Origin of the sequence: Pseudomonas sp. LTGT-11-2Z (assembly GCF_003691445.1) — a bacterium.
GTDB classification, from domain to species: Bacteria; Pseudomonadota; Gammaproteobacteria; order Pseudomonadales; family Pseudomonadaceae; genus Aquipseudomonas; species Aquipseudomonas monteilii.
In genome coordinates this window covers 3,557,970-3,575,911 of sequence record NZ_CP033104.1, presented here as the reverse complement: position 1 = coordinate 3,575,911, position 17,942 = coordinate 3,557,970, and the positions used below count along the sequence as shown (strand labels likewise).

The following is a 17,942-nucleotide window of genomic DNA, read 5'->3' as shown; positions in this document are numbered from 1 at the left end:
GACTGTACCCATGACAGCACAGGAGCCAGCCGATGCCTCGTGTCACCCTTGCCCAGCAAGTCGCCGATGCGGTCGAGCAGCAGATCCGCACAGGCGTGCTGAAGGTTGGCGACCGCCTGCCGTCGTTACGCGAGTACATGCGTTTGCACGGACACTCGAAAAATACGGTGATCACCGCGTACGAGATTCTCGCCTCTCAAGGGTTGGTGGAGGCGCGCCACGGGCAGGGGTTTTTTGTCGGTGCGCAGGTGCAGGCCGCCGAGCTGGATGAAACACCGCCGTACACCCGGGCCATGGACACCATCTGGATGATGCGGCAGCAGTTCGTTCGCGAACCCGGGCTGGCGCCGTTGGGTGAAGGTTTTGCGCCGGTGGCCTGGCTGCAGGACATGCGCCTCGACAAATTCACCCGGCAAGCGATGCGCAGTGGTGCAGGGAACCTGTTTCGTTATGGCAATCGCCTGGGCAACCCCGGCCTGCGCCAGAGCCTGGTGCGCAAGCTGGCCAGCTACGCCATCAGTGCCACCCCCCGGCAAATCGTGACCACCCACGGCGCCAACCATGCACTGGACCTGATCATTCGCCGCTTCGTGGTACCGGGCGATGCGGTGCTGGTGGAAAACCCGGGTTACTACCCGCTGTTCGGCAAGCTGCAACTGCACGGCGCACGGCTGCTGAGCGTGCCGCGCCTGGCGGACGGCCCGGACATGGAGGCGCTGGAAGCCATGCTGCGCGTCGAACGGCCCCGGCTGTTCTTCATCCAGTCGGTGTGCCACAACCCTACCGGCTCGGATATCTCCCCGGCCAAGGCCCATCGCTTGCTGCAACTGGCCGAGCGGCACGACTTGCTGCTGGTCGAAGACGACGCACTGGCAGACTTCAAGCCCAGCTCGGCGCTCAAGGTGGCGGCGCTCGACCAACTGAGGCGTTCGCTGTACATCGGCAGTTTCTCGAAATCAGTGTCGGCGGCCTTGCGGGTGGGTTACATCGCAGGGAGCAAGGAGGTCATCGACGAGTTGGCCGACCTGCAGATGATGTTGCACACCAGTTGTTCGGAACTGTGCGAACGCACGGCGGATGTGATCCTCAGCGAAGGGCATTTCCTGCGGCACCTGATGCGCCTTCAGGACCGGGTGCGGGAAGCCACCGCCGGTGGGCTGCGGGTGCTGGACGAACTAGGTGCCGAGGTGTTCTGTCGGCCGGAACAAAGCCTGTACCTGTGGGCGCGTTTTCCGGGGATCGAAGACACCGCGTTGCTGACCCGCGAAGTGCAGGGCAGGGGGGTAATGCTGGCACCGGGGGCGATCTTCCAGACCAACCAGAAGGCCGTGACGCCCTGGACCCGGTTGAATGTGGCCTATTTGCAGGAACCGGTGTTTGCGCAGTGCATTCGCGGTTGAGCAAGTGATGTGTCGCCTGTACCGGCCTTTTCGCGGGTAAACCCGCTCCCACAAGGATCGCACCGTTTTCGAAACCTGCGCTGTACCTGTGGGAGCGGGTTTACCCGCGAAAAGGCCAGTACAGGCAACCCATTCAGGGGCTTTGATAAGCGCAGCCTACAGGCTGCGGCCTTTCGCCAGATAAGCCTCAAACTCGGTTTCTGGAACCATGCTGCCGCCCGTACCCCACACAAGGTGAGTGGCATTTTGCAGATGCGTTGGGGTAAAGCCCTGGCGAGCCAGATACTCGTCTGCCCGTAACACCCGTGCCATGCCAGGTACGCCAGCAAGCGCAGAAGGCTCCAGCTTGACCCTGTCCTGCTCGTGGGCGATGACCATCAAGCGGTACAGTTCTTCGTCGGTCACGGTGTAGTAACCATCAATCAGCCGTTGCATGGCTTTGCCGACAAACCCGGATGGGCGCCCGACCGCCAGGCCGTCGGCGGCGGTGATATTGTCGATGCCGAAGTCCTGCACACGGGTTTCATCGTGCAAGCCGGTGTACACCCCCAGCAGCATGCACGGGGAGTGGGTGGGTTCGGCAAAGATGCAATGCACCGCATCGCCGAACACCAGCTTCAGCCCGAATGCGACACCGCCGGGGCCGCCCCCTACGCCGCACGGCAGGTACACGAACAATGGATGATCAGCGTTCACCTGGATGCCGGCCTCGTCGAACTGCCGTGCCAGCCGTTCGGCTGCTACGGCATAGCCGAGGAACAGCTGCGGGGAGTTTTCATCGTCGACAAAATAACAGGCGGGGTCTGAAGCTGCCTGCTGGCGACCTTGCTCGACTGCCACGCTGTAATCGCAGGCGTGCTCTACCACCGTTACGCCGTTGGCGCGCAGCTTGTCCTTCTTCCATTGCCTGGCGTCAGACGACATGTGCACGCTCACCTGGAAGCCCAGCTTGGCACTCATGATGCCAATCGACAGGCCCAGGTTGCCGGTCGAGCCCACGGCGATCTTGTACTGGCTGAAGAATGCGCGGGCCTCATCGTTGGCCAGTCTGGTGTAGTCATCCGACGGGGTGATCAAACCGGCCGCCAAGGCCAGGTCTTCGGCGTGCTTGAGCACTTCATGAATGCCGCCCCGGGCCTTGATGGATCCGGAGATAGGCAAGTCGCTGTCAGCCTTGAGCCACAGGCTGCCCACGTTTTGCAGTGAGCCTTCCTCGATAAGCCGTTGGCGAAGCTGCGGCAGCGGGGTGATGTGCGACTCGATCACCCCGCCGGCAGCTGCCGTTTCAGGGAACACAGTGGCCAGGTAGGGTGCGAAACGCTGCAATCGCGCGCTTGTCGCTTGCACGTCGTCAGCCGTCAGACCTACGTCGTGCAGGGCTTCGGCAGCCTTGGCGATACCAGGGTTGAACCAGCTGGTTTCTTTCAGGGCAACCAGGTCGGCGATGATCGGGTGGCTTTTTTGCCAGGCTTCCAGGGTTTTTCCGTGAATCATGGTTTCACCAGTAGCGCAGTATTCGCCCAATTAGAGCTCAGTGGCCGGTGAGACTCAAACGATGACTCCTCACAGCATGCACAAGATCATCGCAGCCTTCAGGTTATGCGCAGTACTTGTGGGAGCGGGCTTGCCCGCGAAGAGGCCTGCACAGGCAGCAGATGTTTCGAGCCGTGTGTTCATTCAGCCATAAGGCGGTGCAGGCAGCTCCGCCAACAACCGCTTCAACCCATCACTCCACTGCCTGCGAATCTGCTGATAATAGGCATCCTCGTTGGTGATGCGCTTGCGCGTCATGCTTTCGAGGCTGCCTTTGCGATACACCAGCAAGTCCAGCGGCATGCCCACCGACAGGTTGCTGCGGATAGTGGAATCGAACGAAATCAGGCCGCAACGCAACGCTTCATCCAGTGGCGTCTGGTATTGCAGGTTGCGGTCGAGAATAGGCCGCCCGTACTTGCTTTCGCCCAGTTGCAGGAACGGGGTGTCTGGCGTGGCCTGGAAGAAATTGCCCTGCGCGTAGACGTTGTAGATGGCCATGGGGGCGCCGGCTATCTGGCCGCCGACAATGAATGAACTGCTCAGGTCGATGTCGCCCGTAAGCTTGCTGCGGTCACGGTTGACCACTTCGCGCAGGGTGTCGGCGACCAGCACCGTTGCATCGTAAAGCGTGGCAACGTTCAGCAGGTGAGGGCCGCTGCCCTGGCTGCGTTGCTGCAGCAGGTTCACCACCGACTGCGAGGTTGCCAGGTTGCCGGCGGTCTGCAGCACGATCAGCCGCTCGCCCGGCACGCTGAACACGAACAACTTGGCAAAGGTGGAGATCTGGTCAATGCCGGCGTTGGTGCGTGAATCGCTGATGAAGACAAGCCCGTCCTCAAGGTGCATGGCAACACAATAAGTCATGCGGTTTCCCTTGTATTGGGTATGGAGTGGTCTTGCCGCACCTGCGCGGCAAGACCGGCCTGCAGCAAACGTGTCACTGGCGGTGTACGTGAACGCTGGCCTGCATCGATTCGATACCGCCGCCGCGGCGCACGCCCCGGACCGGGCAGGCATCGAGGTAGTCCAGGCCAACCGCCAGCTTCAGGTGACGGTCTGGCCGCGTCAGGCGGTTGGTGATGTCGAAGCTGTACCAGGCGTCGTCGATCCAGGCTTCTGCCCAGGCGTGGCTGGCCAGGTGCTGCTCGTCCTCGGTGCACAGGTAGCCCGAAACGTAGCGTGCCGGCACCCCCAGGCTGCGGGCGCAGGCCAGGAAGGCGTGGGTGTGGTCCTGGCACACCCCGGCGCCGCCGTTGAATGCTTCGATCGCGGTGGTACCCACCGAAGTGGCCCCGGGGCTGTAGGGCATGTGCTCGGCCAAGCCTTGCATCAGCCCCGTCAGTGCCGCCCGGTCGCGGTGCTGGCCACATTGCCGGGTGGCGAACGCCTTGAGTGTGTCATCGGCCTGGGTCAGGCGGCTGACACGCAGGAATGGCAGGGGAGACTGGCTTTCGGCCTCCTGCTCGCAGTCCGGGTCGATCTCTACCTGCCCGCTGGCAGTCAGCGCCAGGTGGCCGTGGGGTTTGTCCAGGGTCAGCACATGCAGGATGTTGCCGTACGGGTCGATCTGGCTCTTGACCTTGCAGGGCAGGCCCAGTTGCCATTCATTGATACGCTGGCGTGCGCTGCTGCGCGGCGTCAGGCGCAGGAACTGGATGCTGTTGCTGACATCGCTGGCATAGCTGTAGCTGGTGTCGTGGCGAATGGACAGTTTCATACAACCTCCAGGTAGGAGTGATGGACCGCCTGGCCCAGTTGGTTGACGCGGCCGATGAAGTCGCTCAGCCAGGGGTGTAACCCTGCATCGAGGATTTCATCGATGGCGGTGTAGCGCAGGCGCGCGTTGAGTTCGGCGGCCATGCGCTGGGCGGCGCGCCCGCTACTGCCCGGCAGACCGGCCAGGATCAGGTCCAGTTCCTCGATGCAGGCATGCAGCGAGCGTGGAACATCCACCCGCAACAGCAGCAGCTCGGACACCGGCCGCGCGCTGGGGGCGGCGCGATAGATCTCGTTGAAGGCTTCATACGAGGTCAGCGCACGCAGCAAGGCGCTCCACTGGTAATAACCACGGGCGGAATCGTCGCTCACCTCTTCGGAGGTTTCGCCGAACATTTCATAGCGCGCATCGAGCAGGCGCAGGGTGTTGTCCGCCCGCTCCAGGAAGGTGCCCAGGCGAATGAAGCTGTAGGCATCGTTACGCATGATGGTGCCGGAGGTGGCGCCACGGAACAGGTGCGAGCGCTCCTTGACCCAGTCGCAGAACTGGCTGATGCCATAGCGGCCAAGGCCATTGCTGGCGATATTGCGCATCTCGATCCAGGTGGCGTTGATGTTTTCCCACATGTCGGCGGTGATGCGGCCACGCACCGCATGGGCATTGGTGCGGGCGGCCTGCAGGCAGCAATAGATGCTGCTGGGGTTGGTCGCGTCGAGGGCGAAGAAGTGCAGCATGCGCTCGGTGTCGAGCTCGGTGTGCCGGCGGATGTAGTCGTCCAGCGTGCCGGATGCTAGCAGCGACATCGCCAGCTCGGCATGGCCATCGCTGTGCCCGGCCTGGGGCATCAACGACAGCGAATAGCTGACCTCAAGCATGCGCGCGAGGTTTTCTGCACGCTCCAGGTAGCGTGACATCCAGTACAGGTCGGAAGCGGTTCGCGAAAGCATGGTTCAGTCCTCCACCACCCAGGTGTCCTTGGTACCGCCGCCTTGCGACGAGTTGACCACCAGCGAGCCTTCCTTCAGCGCCACGCGGGTCAGGCCGCCGGGCACCAGGCGGGTTTCACTGCCCGAAAGCACAAACGGGCGCAGGTCGATGTGGCGTGGCGCGATGCCGCTGTCGACAAAGGTCGGGCAGGTGGACAGGCACAAGGTGGGTTGGGCGATATAGGCGTGCGGGCGGGCTTTGATGCGCGCGCGGAAGTCTTCGATCTGGGCACGGGTCGATGCCGGCCCAACCAGCATGCCATAGCCGCCGGAGCCCTGGGTTTCCTTGACCACCAGTTCGGGCAGGTGGGCCAGGACGTGGGACAGATCAGCAGGCTTGCGGCACTGCCAGGTGGGCACGTTGTTCAGGATCGGCTCTTCGCCAAGGTAGTAGCGGATCATGTCGTCGACATAGGGGTAGATCGACTTGTCGTCCGCCACGCCGGTGCCGACGGCGTTGGCCAGTACCACATTGCCGGCGCGGTACACCGAGATCAGCCCCGGCACTCCGAGCATCGAGTCCGGGTTGAACGACAGCGGGTCGAGGTAGTCGTCGTCCAGGCGGCGGTAGATCACATCGACCTGCTGCGGGCCGGCGGTGGTGCGCATGTAGACATGCTCGTCACGCACGAACAGGTCTGCGCCTTCCACAAGCTCGATGCCCATTTCCCGGGCCAGGAACGCATGCTCGAAATAGGCGCTGTTGAAGCGGCCGGGGGTGAGCAGCACGGCCGTGGGGTTGTCCAGCGGGCTGGCGCTCTTGAGTGTGTCCAGCAGCAGGTTGGGGTAGTGGTCGATGGGGGCGATACGCTGGGCGGCAAACAGCTCAGGGAACAGGCGCATCATCATCTTGCGGTCTTCGAGCATGTAGCTGACGCCGCTGGGGGTGCGCAGGTTGTCTTCCAGCACGAAGTAGCTGCCATCGCCATCGCGCACCAGGTCGACACCGGCGATGTGGGCATACAGCCCTCGGTGCAGGTCCAGGCCCTGCATGGCGATCTGGTAGCCCTCGTTGGCCAGCACCTGCTCGGGCGGGATGATACCGGCCTTGAGGATGCGCTGGTCGTGGTAGATGTCCTGCAGGAACAGGTTAAGCGCCTGCACACGCTGTATGCAGCCACGCTCGACCGTGCGCCACTCGCTGGCGCGGATGCTGCGCGGGATGATATCGAAGGGGATCAGGCGTTCGGTGTCCTGGCTGTCGCCGTACAGGGTGAAGGTGATGCCGGCACGGTGGAACAACAGGTCCGCTTCACGTCGGCGCTGCTCCAGCAGCTCCAGCGGGGTGTTCGCCAGCCAGCGGGCGAACTCCTGGTAATGCGGGCGGCAACTGCCGTTCGCTTCGTACATTTCATTGAAAAAAGCCCGGGACATACCCACTCCTTGCCGCCGTTGCCGGCAGCTTCATTGCGGTTCATCTGCGTTTTTCAGGGTGCTGCCTTGCTGGGGTCGGTGGGTGCCGTGTCTCGCGTGAGCCTCGGTTGCGATTGATTACCTGTGCGGTGAGCACAACAAGCATTGCAATGAAGGTGCCGAAAACGCAGTGCAGCGGGGATGTTGAGGGGGAAGCGCCGCGAAACACGGGATTTGGGCGGGTAGTCCGTGGCAGTACGGGACAGTGTTTGCTCTAGCTACGAGTGAGCAACGCCGGGCCGATAGCCAGGCGTGCATCAAAAAAGGGCGCTTTGAACCCCGTTACCGATTTTGACCCGAATTGGGGCGTGGTCCGCTAAGGCCGCGCAGCTGTCAGCGTACGGGCCCTGACGCCACGCTGACACCTGCCAGCGTGGTGAAGGAGATGTCCTTGGCGGTGAGCAGAAAATCACTCACGTATGGCACTTCCAGCATGTCACTGCGCAGTGCAGCGTAGAGCCTGGCCTGCAAGCCATGTTCGCCAAGGCGCTTGGCGGTTACATAGCCACGCGAGCTGTACTCATGCACTGCCCAGTTGGGCAGGCTGCAGACGCCGCGCCCGGACGCCACCAGCTGCATCATCATCACGGTCAGTTCCGAGGTGCGTACCTGTGCCGGCTCGATGTCGGCCGGGTCGAGAAAGCGGGTGAAAATATCCAGACGAGTGCGTTCGATCGGGTAGGTGATCAGCGTCTGGTGGGCGATATCGGAAGGTTCCAGGTAAGGCTTGTCGCGCAGGGCGTGGTGGTTGTCGATGGCCAGCAGTGCCTCATAAGCGAATAACGGCACATAGCTGATGCCCGGCAGTGTTACCGGGTCGGAAGTGACTACCAGGTCCAGGTCGCCGCGCTCCAGGGCTGGCAGTGGTGCGAAGGAAAAACCGGAGGCGAGGTCCAGTTCCACCTCTGGCCAGGCGCTGCGAAATTCATCCACGCAAGGCATCAGCCACTGGTAGCAGCTGTGGCATTCGATGGCGATGTGCAGCCGCCCGGCCGAGCCCCCGGCCAGCTTGCCAAGGTCCCGTTCGGTACTGCGGATTTGCGGCAACACCTGGTCGGCCAGCTGCAACAGTTTCAGCCCCGCACTGGTGAAGCGCACCGGCCTGGATTTGCGCACGAACAGCGGCATGCCGATACGCTCTTCCATGTCGCGGAACTGGTGCGACAGGGCTGATTGGGTCAGGTGCAGGCGCTCGGCGGCCTCGTGCAGGCTGTCGGTTTCACGCAGTGCGTGGAGGGTTCGCAGGTGGCGTAAATCGATCATGGGTAAAATACGGGTCAGCTCAATATGGGGCTTTTGTCTGCACAGGCTTCAGCGTGCGTTGACGAGTTCCTGGCGCACGATTGCTGCGCCTGCACTCAACGCCTTGAGCTTGCCGCTGGCTACCTGACGAGGCAGCGGTGCCATACCGCAATTGGTACACGGGTAGAGTTTGTCGGCATCGACGAACTGCAATGCCTTGCGCAGGGTGTCGGCAACCTGCTCCGGTGTTTCAATGGCATGGCTGGCCACATCAATGGCGCCGACCATGACTTTCTTGCCGCGAATCAGCTCGATCAGGTCCATTGGAACATGCGAGTTATGGCATTCCAGCGAGATGATATCGATGCCGGACTGTTGCAGTTTGGGGAAGGCTTGCTCATAGTGCCGCCATTCCGAACCCAGTGTCTTTTTCCAGTCAGTATTGGCTTTGATGCCATAGCCATAGCAGATATGGACGGCTGTTTCGCACTTGAGGCCTTCAATGGCCCTTTCCAGGGTGGCCACGCCCCAGTCATTCACTTCGTCGAAGAAGACATTGAATGCCGGTTCGTCGAACTGAATGATGTCAACACCGGCCGCTTCCAGTTCCCGGGCTTCCTGATTGAGAATCCTGGCGAATTCCCAGGCCAGTTTCTCGCGGCTTTTATAGTGGGTGTCGTACAAGGTATCGATCATGGTCATGGGGCCAGGCAGCGCCCACTTTATCGGCTGCGTGGTGTGTTGGCGCAAGAACTTGGCATCTTCGACAAATACGGGTTTCTGTCGAGCGACAGCACCCACCACGGTTGGCACGCTCGCGTCGTAGCGATCGCGGATTCTAACGGTTTCCCGCTGTTCGAAATCAACACCACTCAGGTGCTCGATAAAGGTGGTGACGAAGTGCTGACGTGTTTGTTCGCCATCACTGACAATGTCGATACCGGCGTGTTGTTGTTCTTGCAAGGCCAGGCGCAGGGCATCCTGTTTGCCTTCGATAAGCTGCGCGTCTTGTAACTTCCACGGTGACCAGAGTGTTTCAGGTTGGGCAAGCCAGGACGGTTTAGGCAGGCTGCCGGCAGTGGACGTGGGGAGTAGCGTGTTCATGAGCGATGACCTTGTACTTTGAATGATTCAACGGGTGTATTGAGCGGACCATTGCTCAAGCGTGGCCTGGTAGGGTTTGACAAAGTTCGCCTCGGCAAATTTCCCCTGTTCGATCGCCAGCCGGCTGCGTTCATCCCGATCGTAGACAATACGCGTGAGCGAGTAGTCCTGGTGCTTCAGGCTGGGCTGGTAGGCCTTGCCGGCTGCAGAGTTGGCATTGTAGATTTCGGGGCGGTAGATCTTCTGGAAGGTATCCATGGTGCTGATGGTGCTGATCAGCTCAAGGTTGGTGTAATCCGCGAGCAAGTCACCGGCAAAATAGAATGCCAACGGGGCAACACTGTCCGGTGGCATGAAATAGCGAACCTTCAAACCCATTTTTTTGAAGTATTCGTCCGTCAGCGAGTATTCATCCTGCTGGTATTCAGCGCCCAGTACAGGGTGCTGGTTTTCGGTGCGGTAGTAGGTTTTGCTGCTCGACACACTCAGGCAGATAACCGGCGGTTTTTTGAAGTGCTGCTGGTAGGTTGGCGAATTTACGAAACACTTGAACAGGTTGCCGTGAAGCGTGCCAAAGTGCTCGGGCGTGCTGAAGGTTGCCCGATGCTTGTTGTGCTCCAGCAACAGGACACTGAAGTCGTAGTCGCGAACGTACGAGGAAAGGTTATTGCCTACCATGCCCTCGATGCGGGTATTGGTCGTGCGGTCGACAATATGGGTTTTCAGTATTTCTATCAACGGCAGGGTAGTGCCGTGCTGTTCGGCTTCCATGTTCATTTCCACCGAGATGATTTCCAGCTCGACGTGGTAGCGGTCATTGTCGGGATTATCCCAATGCGCCAGGGCGTTGAAGCGGTTGTTTATCATCGTCAAGGTGTTGCGCAGGTTTTCCTGGCGGTTCGCCCCCCGCGCCAAATTGGCGAAATTGGTGGTAAGGCGGGTGTTATCGGCAGGGTGATAATGTTCGTCGAAGGCAATGCGTTTGAGGCTGAATGTAGGTGCTGTATTCATGGTGCGCGGTGTCCTGATGTTTGAGGTCGAGCACTTCCAGTGCTGTCCAGTTGCACCTTCTGGGGCCTTCGCTCAACAAACTTTATGCTGATGCATGATCAGGACGTAGTTTAAGCAGGGCGTCTACATGAAAGGTATTGAAGATAATTCACAGGTTTTTTAGCGTTGCTCATGATGGGTGTCATGGCCAGTAGCAGGCGTGTGCCTGATGGACGCGCCGAGCGAGCCCTTGGATGACAGCCTGTTCAGTTGATGAACGCTCCTCGGGCCATGCCTGGTTCTCAAGCGCGCTGAAGGTATTTCTGGACTTGGCACGAAAATCTCATGTCAATCCAAAGCCATACTATTCTTTTGCCTTTGCAACCACCCTTCATGGAAGAACAATAAAAGGGGGCTTACATGAGTTGTCTGATCTGCGCAGGGCAGGCTGAAACTGTCGAATGCGCCCACGGATGGGAAGCGCGGTGTTGTTCCCGATGTGGATGTTACCGAATGTCCCAAACGCTCATCCTGACCATGATGGAGGAGGGGCAGATTTTCGATACTGCGCGAATGCGCGAATGGCTGACGGCTCGGCGCGTTCAGGACGCTGTGCCTTCGATCGACCATCATCAGGCGATACTGGCCCGCTGACAGGGTAATCAATCCGGTACGGCAACCCCGGACATTTCGACCAGACTGCGGCATCATGATTTGCTCAATCATCACCTGATGCCGGAGACAACGATGATCAAGACTGGCGATGAACTGCCCGACGTTACCCTTTACGAATACAACAACGATGCTGGCGTCTGCGCGATCGGCCCGAATGCCTTTTCTGTTCGCGACCGGTGCAAGCAGAAAAAAGTGGTTATTTTCGGCTTGCCTGGCGCGTTCACGCCCACATGCTCCGAACGCCACGTTCCGGGTTACGTAGCGCAGGCGCAAGCGTTGTTCGCGGCTGGCATTGACGAAATTTTCTGTGTTTCGGTAAACGATGCCTTTGTCATGAATGCCTGGGGTAACAGCCTGCAGGTGGGCGATGCGGTGAAGATGATCGGCGATGGCAATGGCGAGTTCAGCGACGCACTGGGCTTGATCCAGGACCTGTCGGCCCGCGGGCTGGGACGTCGTTCGCTGCGTTATGCCATGGTGGTCGACGACTTGATCGTCCAGCACGTAGCGGTGGAAGCGCCTGGCAAGTTCGAGGTCAGCGACGCGGGGAGCGTTTTGGCTGCGCTGCGCTAGGTTTACCCGCCCCCAAATCTGACACCCTTGATGAAGCATCCGATGATGACCGCCTTGGGCGGGCCATAGGACGTTGCGCGCGTAAATCCTGACGTAACCCTAAGCCCCGCCACTAATGGGGCGGGGCTTTTTCAGGCTCCGGTCATGATCACCCGTGACAAGGAGCGTGAGCATGTACCCAATGCCACTACGTTCTACCGTCGATGTGGTTATCAGCGGGAGGCTGAAGGAATCTACACCTCGCCTTCAGGGCTTGAGCTGGCCTGCACACCCATGCACAAGCGATTGACTGGATACGCATGGCAGGGATAAAGCCTGAGCAGTTGACTCTCCCGTTAGGGGCAGACTTTACCCTGCACGCTTTCTGTTCAGGATGAAGTGATGATGAGCAAACGAGTACTCGTGGTGCTGGGGCACCCGTCAGGCGAGAGTTTCTGCGCAGCGCTGACCGAGAGTTATGTCGAGGCGGCCAGAACCTCCGGCCATGATGTAAGGGTGTTACGGCTTGATACCTTGAGCTTCGACCCGGTGCTGCGCAGCGGCTACCGGCAAGCGCAGCCATTGGAGCCCGACCTGCTCAGGGCTCAGGCCGACATCACCTGGGCCGAGCACCTAGCCTTTATCTACCCCATTTGGTGGGGCGGTATCCCTGCATTGATGAAAGGCTTTTTCGACCGCGTGTTCTTGCCCGGTTTCGCGTTCCGGTATAGGGCAGGCAAGGCTTTCCCCGAGCAACTGCTCAAGGGCCGTACGGCGCATTTGCTGGTGACGATGGATACACCGCCGTGGTACTACCGTTGGGTGTATCGCATGCCTGGCCTTCACCAAGTCCGCAAGACCACGTTACAGTTTTGCGGTATCAGACCGCTGCGTACCCTGATGTTCGGTCCGCTGCTCGGCTCCAGCGCGCGGCGGCGCGAAACCTGGCTCCAACAGGCACGAAGCATCGCCGGCTGACCTGCGCCTATGAGGTTCCCGAACCGCTGGCGCCGTGCAATGATGCGCCGCCCACTTATGAAAAGGACGTTCATGTACATCGGCAAAGCCGCCCAACTGTCGGGCACCACGGTCAAGACCATCCGCCACTATGAAGCGATTGGCCTGTTGCCGCCGCCCGAGCGCCAGGGGCAGTACCGCGTTTACAACCAGCAGAGTGTCGAGCTGCTTACGTTCATCAAATGCGCGCAGCAGTTGGGTTTCAAACTGAAGGAACTGCAGGCGATTCTGCCGAGGCATCAGGGTGCTGATTTGCCGTGGGAGTTGGCGGGCAAGGCCATTGCCGACAAGAAACGCGAAGTGCTGGGGCAAATCACTGGGCTACAACAGATATACGCAGGGCTCCAGGCGTTTGAAGCACGCCTTGAAGGTACCAGGTATCAGTGCGGGCTTGACCCGCAAGTACGGGCGTAACCCGTGCCAGGCAACCCTATTTCCTGGACTGGCGGCATCAGCGTGAAAGGTGCGGCTCGCAAGTGACCGCTCCCAACCCAAGCGGACACTGAGAGTTAGAGGGCTGTTGTGGCCTGCCGAAAAACATTCGAGCGCCGCCAGCAGGCAAGCATGCAAACTGTCCTTACGCTGCGCTCGATGAAACGTGACCCTGTGCTCAGTTCGCGGGCAAGAGGATCACGAAGTTCTTTTTCATGTCTTCCAGCACGGTCCATTTGCCCTTGGCGCCCGGTTCGATAATGAACGTGTCGCCAGCGGCCAATGTGGTGGGGGCGCAACCCTCGAGCTCGATGACACAGCGTCCACTCAGGACATGGCAGAACTCCCAAACTTTGTAGTCGATGCGCCACGCTCCGGTACTGGCTTCCCACTCTCCGGAAATACGACCTTGCTGTTCATCGTGATAGTACTTGGACGTCAGCGTATGAGGGGTGCCCTCCACGACCTCTTCAAAAAAGGGAAGGTCGCGCACCGGTTGAATGTCCAGTTCGCGGAACACGGTCAGTTTCTTGTTCATGGTTTTTTCTCGAGCACGTTGTGGTTGGGGCGATACATCAAATAGGCTTCACCGGTTACGCCCAGCATCGGGTGCGGAACGATCTGGCAGGTTTTAACAATTTGAAAACCGTGACGTTCATAGAAACGGCGTGCACCGTGGTTTTCTGCATAATCGATCAGGCATAGCCCATCCAGGCCAGCGTCCTCAGCGCGCTGCTGGGCGTGGCGAAGAAACTGGACGCCCAGCCCCTGGCTGCGCCAGGCCTCATCCAGGGCCAGGCTGGATATGTACAAGGTGTCGGGTATTTCCATGTCGGAATACGGCGCGAGGACCGGGTCTGTCTCGACCTGCCTGTCAGAGGTCTCGCGCAAGGCATAGCTGTGCATCATGCCGATGACGTGCCCTTCGTAAGTGGCCATCAGGCAGTTTTTGTAGGAAAAGTTGCCCTGTTCCCTGGCATAGCGAGACGCACCGACACTCAGCAATGCTTCTCCAGGTGCGGCAAGCTTGCTCCAGATGTAATCGGCCATGCCTTCCGATGTCAGTTGAAAGAAGCGCGCAATATCGTGCGCGTCCGAGGCTTGAGCGGGTCTTAAGTCGATAGGCACGTACGGTGCTCCCATGGGATCGGGTGGTTAGTTTTCAAGGATTACGCCTTAGACAGGGAGGCAGGGTAGGCGGGTTGAGCGGTTCCCATCATGCTCTGGGCGAACACCGTCCGTACCGCGTGCGACTACCGACCGGAAACTACCGGTCAGTAGCGATGAAGTCGCAGCGCGCCACGAGGTTGGTGACGGCGTAGCCGCCCTGCGTAAAGGTGTGCAGGGCGGCACCGGTTTGCCGTGAACCCCTGCGTTCAGGTTCAGAGCACCTTGAACCCATGGGTGCCATCGCGCTCGAGTTGCGCGATCAGACCAAACTCCCAGTCCAGATACCCCTGCATCGCCTCGCGAGGATTGTCCGTACCCTCGTAGGGGCGCCGGTAGCGGTCGCTGCGTGGTACGGCAAGCTGCGTTTCGCCGGTTTCCAGCGGTTTCCCGGCAGCGATCCAGCGCGTGGTGCCGCCTTCGAGCAGGTAAACGGGAGTGCGGGTGAGGGCCTGCAGGTCACGCGCGGCGAAGCGTGCCAGCAGGCTGCTGCCGCACGTCAGTACGTAGCGACTGGCCTGTGGCACCCGTTCCAGGGTTTCGGCCAGTTGCGCGCGAATCGCCCAGTGCGCACCGGGGATATGACGCTTGACGTAGTTGGCGCTGGTGGTGAAATCCAGCACCACGGTGCCGTCTTCCTGCAGCCAGCCTTGCAACTGTTCGACACCGATCTCATTGGCCTTGGGTAGCTCCGGCAGCGGCGCCTTCCAATCGCCGATGGCGCTGAAATCTGCCGCCGACAGCCCGTCCAGCACCGCCACCTGCCAGCCCATCTGCGCCAGCCACGACGCGCTCATGTTGGCGCGCACGCCATCGTCGTCCACCAGCACGATGCGCGCGCCGCGCACGCTGGCGACGTGGTCGGTTTCCTGCACCAGCTGCCCGCCGGGCACGCTGCGGCTGCCGGGCAGATGGCCTGCAACGTATTCTTCGGGCGTGCGCACATCGAACAGGTAAGTGGTACGGCTGGCGTCGGCCTGCCAGGCATCAAGCCCGGCGCGCTCCAGGCGCAGCACGCCGGCGCGGTCGGCCACAGCACGAGCCTGGCGGGCGGCGTTGGCACGGGTGCCGGCGCTCACCTGGGCGAAGGTCTTGTCCTGGCCGTGAGCCAACTGCTGCCCGGCCAAGGTCCAGCCGATGGTGCCGTTGCGCAGGGCGGCCACCGGGTTGGGGATGCCGGCGTTGACCAGCGACTGGGTGCCGATGATGCTGCGGGTGCGGCCGGCGCAGTTGACGATCACCTGGGTGGCCGGGTTCGGCGCCAGCTCGGCCACCCGCAGCACCAATTCGGCGCCGGGCACGCTGATGCCACCGGGAATGCTCATGGTCTGGTATTCGTCGAAGCGCCGGGCGTCGAGCACCACCACGTCTGCCTTGTCATCGAGCAGCGCCTGCACCTGCTCGGCGGCCAGCGAGGGGGTGTGGCGCACGCTCTCGACCAACTCGCCGAAGGCTTTGCTGGGGACGTTGACGTCACGGAACAGCTCACCGCCTGCCGCGCGCCAGCCGGCCAGGCCGCCGTCGAGCACGGCCACGTCGCTGTAGCCTAGCGCGAGCAGGCGCTGCGCCGCCACGGCGGCCAGGCCTTCGCCATCGTCGTAGACGGTGATGGCGGTGTCACGTCGCGGCACACGGGCGAAGATTTCCAGCTCCAGTTTCGACAGCGCCAAGTTGGCGGCGAACAGCGGGTGCTCCTGGGCGAACGGGTCCTCTTCGCGCACATCGATCAGGGCCAGTTCCTCGCGGGCCAGCAGGGCGCGGCGGATGTCTTGGTAACGGCGGGTGGTGACTGTGCTCATGGGGCAGGGTTCTCTTTGGACAGGTCCCAGATGTTGGGCAGGCGGGTATTGGAATAGCCGGAAATGAACGCTTTTTCGCTGCCGTCCTCGGCGTAGACCGCGCGCTTGACCGCGCCGATGTTGCCGCCGTAGACGTGGATGCTGATCGACACCTGATCACTGAAGGCATTGCTGACCTGGTGAATGTCACCAATGCGCGGCGACACGGCCTCCACCTGACCTGGCGCCAGGCGCACCGGTGCGCCGCTGGGCTGCAGTGCGCCCTGGGCGTCGCGGGTGAAGTTTTGGGAGTATTCGGCGCCGCGCAGCATCCCGATCAGCCCCCACACCCGGTGATCGTGGATGGGTGTGCGCTGCCCTGGCCCCCAGACGAAGCTCACCACCGAAAAGCGTTGGCGCGAGTCGCAGTGCAACAGGTACTGCTGGTAGCGCTGCGGGTCGGGCTGGGCGAGGTCGTCTGGTAGCCAGTCGTCCTGCGCCACCAGGCTGGCCAGAAGGCCCCGGCCGCGATCGAGAAGGGTGGCTTCGTCGGGCTGCTGTTCGAGCAACTCGGCCAGGCTGTCGATGAAGTGGCGCAGGCGCTCCGGGTTATGGCTCATGGTTCAGGCTCGATGTTCAGGTTTCATATCACCCTAGCAAAGCCTGTTTCTATTCTCAAAATGCAAAATAATCATAAGCTAATATGCAAATAATGCATTTACAGCAGAGCGTTTCTGCTTTCAAATCGCATTACGCCGAAGGCATGAGGTTATGCCCAAAGCGCATTTCACAGCGGCTTGATTGATCTATAGATTATAAAAATCGATCGAGTAAGACTTAAAAGATATAAAACCGTTGCCACGAGACCGCACCTGCGGATCGGCCCTGACATGCCCCAAGCGGGCATCTGGAGACCCCCGTGCGTTACTTCAAGCAACTGGCCGTCACTGTGCTGGCCACCACCTTCAGCCTTGCCGCCGCCGCCCAGACCTTGGTCGTAGGCGACCAGAGTTACAACGCCCGCGCGGTGATGGAAGCGGCCGGCGTACTCGACAACCTGCCTTATGAGCTGGAGTGGAAGCAGTTCACCGCAGGCTCCCCCGTGGCCGAGGCGCTCAACGTCGGCAGCCTTGACATTGGCCTTCTGGGCGATGCACCGCCCTTGTTTTTGGGCGCCTTGGGCGCGCCGATCAAGGTGATCGCGGTCAGCCGCCAGAACCTCGAAGGGGTGGCGATTCTGGCGCGCAAGGATTCGTCGATACACAGCCTGCAAGACCTGCGTGGCAAGCGCGCGGCGATCTGGAAGGGTTCGTGGAGCCAGCAACTGTTGTTCAGTGCCTTGGACAAGGCCGGCGTACCGCGTGATGCATTGGAGCTGCGTTACCTCAGCGCGCTGGACGCTTCCCACGTCCTGGATGGCGGCTCGGTGGACGTGATCGCCACCTGGGAGCCCTACGTTACCCAGCAAGAACGCCAGGGCGCCCGCGTACTGGCCACTGCCGAAGGCGTGATACCGGCGCAGAGTTTCGTGGTGGCCAACGCCAAAGCGGTGGACGCCAAGCGCACGCAGATCGCCGACTTTCTGCAACGGCTGAAAAAAGCCCGCGACTGGACCCTGAGCGACCCGGCCCACACCGAGGCCTACGCCGACGCCTGGGCCAAGCGCACCCGCGCCGACCGCGACATCGCCCGCGCCTGGTTCGCCCGTGCGCGCACTGACCTTGCGCCGCTGAACCCGCAGGTGATCGTCGACGCGCAGAAAACCGTGGACTTCTTCGCCGGGCTCGGGCTGATCCAGACGTATCCGGCCAGCAGCTTGTTCGATACCTCGTTTGGTGCGGCTATCGAGCAGCCGGCTGTCAGCCAGCACTGAAGCTCTGCGCTGGCTTCTTCGCGGGCAAGCCCGCTCCCATAGGCAAGCGCAGATCCCTGT

General features: G+C 61.1%; 18 protein-coding genes. 6 read left to right on the top strand and 12 right to left on the bottom strand.

The genetic code is table 11. The features are described from left to right. The first annotated feature begins 32 nt into the window (after positions 1 to 32). On the top strand, positions 33 to 1,400 hold the full coding sequence (locus D8767_RS16640; RefSeq protein WP_063977578.1) for a PLP-dependent aminotransferase family protein: 1,368 nt from the start codon (positions 33 to 35) through the stop codon (positions 1,398 to 1,400). 156 nt (positions 1,401 to 1,556) lie between these two features. Here D8767_RS16640 and D8767_RS16630 read toward each other — a convergent pair whose 3' ends face one another. The 8 genes from D8767_RS16630 to D8767_RS16595 all read right to left on the bottom strand — a co-directional run bounded on the left by D8767_RS16630 (position 1,557) and on the right by D8767_RS16595 (position 10,409). After that, positions 1,557 to 2,894, bottom strand: coding sequence for a D-serine ammonia-lyase (locus D8767_RS16630; RefSeq protein ID WP_016714286.1), 1,338 nt, complete (start codon positions 2,892 to 2,894; stop codon positions 1,557 to 1,559). Between the two features lie 183 nt (positions 2,895 to 3,077). Next, the gene (locus D8767_RS16625) at positions 3,078 to 3,800 is read right to left on the bottom strand and encodes a proteasome-type protease (protein ID WP_020371278.1); all 723 of its coding nucleotides are present in this window, start codon (positions 3,798 to 3,800) and stop codon (positions 3,078 to 3,080) included. A gap of 73 nt (positions 3,801 to 3,873) precedes the next feature. Next, complete coding sequence (locus tag D8767_RS16620; protein ID WP_016714284.1) at positions 3,874 to 4,653, bottom strand: transglutaminase domain-containing protein; 780 nt, start codon at positions 4,651 to 4,653, stop codon at positions 3,874 to 3,876. After that, positions 4,650 to 5,600 carry an alpha-E domain-containing protein gene (locus D8767_RS16615; protein ID WP_016714283.1) on the bottom strand — a complete coding sequence of 317 codons (951 nt, stop codon included), beginning with the start codon at positions 5,598 to 5,600 and terminating at the stop codon, positions 4,650 to 4,652. The genes D8767_RS16620 and D8767_RS16615 overlap by 4 nt, the downstream gene beginning before the upstream one ends. Before the next feature lie 3 nt (positions 5,601 to 5,603). Then, positions 5,604 to 7,013 carry a circularly permuted type 2 ATP-grasp protein gene (locus D8767_RS16610; RefSeq protein WP_016714282.1) on the bottom strand — a complete coding sequence of 470 codons (1,410 nt, stop codon included), beginning with the start codon at positions 7,011 to 7,013 and terminating at the stop codon, positions 5,604 to 5,606. 372 nt (positions 7,014 to 7,385) lie between these two features. After that, positions 7,386 to 8,315 carry a LysR family transcriptional regulator gene (locus tag D8767_RS16605; protein ID WP_016714281.1) on the bottom strand — a complete coding sequence of 310 codons (930 nt, stop codon included), beginning with the start codon at positions 8,313 to 8,315 and terminating at the stop codon, positions 7,386 to 7,388. A 48-nt stretch (positions 8,316 to 8,363) separates the two neighbouring features. Further along, positions 8,364 to 9,398, bottom strand: coding sequence for a methionine synthase (locus D8767_RS16600; protein WP_025753160.1), 1,035 nt, complete (start codon positions 9,396 to 9,398; stop codon positions 8,364 to 8,366). Positions 9,399 to 9,425: 27 nt separating this feature from the next. After that, on the bottom strand, positions 9,426 to 10,409 hold the full coding sequence (locus D8767_RS16595; protein WP_016714278.1) for a DUF1852 domain-containing protein: 984 nt from the start codon (positions 10,407 to 10,409) through the stop codon (positions 9,426 to 9,428). A 492-nt stretch (positions 10,410 to 10,901) separates the two neighbouring features. On the opposite strand from D8767_RS16595, the gene D8767_RS28780 reads away from it, so the two are divergent. From D8767_RS28780 to D8767_RS16580, 4 genes are all read left to right on the top strand, one after another. Next, positions 10,902 to 11,042: a hypothetical protein gene (locus D8767_RS28780; RefSeq protein WP_016714277.1), complete on the top strand. Its 141-nt coding sequence runs from the start codon at positions 10,902 to 10,904 to the stop codon at positions 11,040 to 11,042. Between the two features lie 93 nt (positions 11,043 to 11,135). Beyond that, positions 11,136 to 11,636, top strand: coding sequence for a peroxiredoxin (locus tag D8767_RS16590; RefSeq protein ID WP_016714276.1), 501 nt, complete (start codon positions 11,136 to 11,138; stop codon positions 11,634 to 11,636). A gap of 381 nt (positions 11,637 to 12,017) precedes the next feature. Further along, complete coding sequence (locus D8767_RS16585; RefSeq protein ID WP_016714275.1) at positions 12,018 to 12,593, top strand: NAD(P)H-dependent oxidoreductase; 576 nt, start codon at positions 12,018 to 12,020, stop codon at positions 12,591 to 12,593. A 72-nt stretch (positions 12,594 to 12,665) separates the two neighbouring features. After that, positions 12,666 to 13,046 (top strand): MerR family transcriptional regulator, encoded by a 381-nt coding sequence (locus D8767_RS16580; protein ID WP_016714274.1) that lies wholly within the window; start codon positions 12,666 to 12,668, stop codon positions 13,044 to 13,046. 196 nt (positions 13,047 to 13,242) lie between these two features. Here the strand turns inward: D8767_RS16580 and D8767_RS16575 are convergent, their stop codons facing one another. From D8767_RS16575 to D8767_RS16560, 4 genes are all read right to left on the bottom strand, one after another. After that, positions 13,243 to 13,602, bottom strand: coding sequence for a cupin domain-containing protein (locus D8767_RS16575; RefSeq protein WP_016714273.1), 360 nt, complete (start codon positions 13,600 to 13,602; stop codon positions 13,243 to 13,245). After that, complete coding sequence (locus D8767_RS16570; protein ID WP_029380308.1) at positions 13,599 to 14,207, bottom strand: GNAT family N-acetyltransferase; 609 nt, start codon at positions 14,205 to 14,207, stop codon at positions 13,599 to 13,601. The genes D8767_RS16575 and D8767_RS16570 overlap by 4 nt, the downstream gene beginning before the upstream one ends. 239 nt (positions 14,208 to 14,446) lie before the next feature. Next, entirely contained in the window at positions 14,447 to 16,030 is a 1,584-nt protein-coding gene (locus tag D8767_RS16565; protein WP_016714271.1) for a rhodanese-related sulfurtransferase, read from the bottom strand. After that, on the bottom strand, positions 16,027 to 16,629 hold the full coding sequence (locus D8767_RS16560; protein ID WP_016714270.1) for a cysteine dioxygenase: 603 nt from the start codon (positions 16,627 to 16,629) through the stop codon (positions 16,027 to 16,029). The genes D8767_RS16565 and D8767_RS16560 overlap by 4 nt, the downstream gene beginning before the upstream one ends. Positions 16,630 to 16,928: 299 nt before the next feature. Here D8767_RS16560 and D8767_RS16555 point away from each other — a divergent pair, with 299 nt between their 5' ends. Beyond that, the gene (locus D8767_RS16555; protein WP_016714269.1) at positions 16,929 to 17,882 is read left to right on the top strand and encodes an ABC transporter substrate-binding protein; all 954 of its coding nucleotides are present in this window, start codon (positions 16,929 to 16,931) and stop codon (positions 17,880 to 17,882) included. Positions 17,883 to 17,942: the final 60 nt, after the last annotated feature.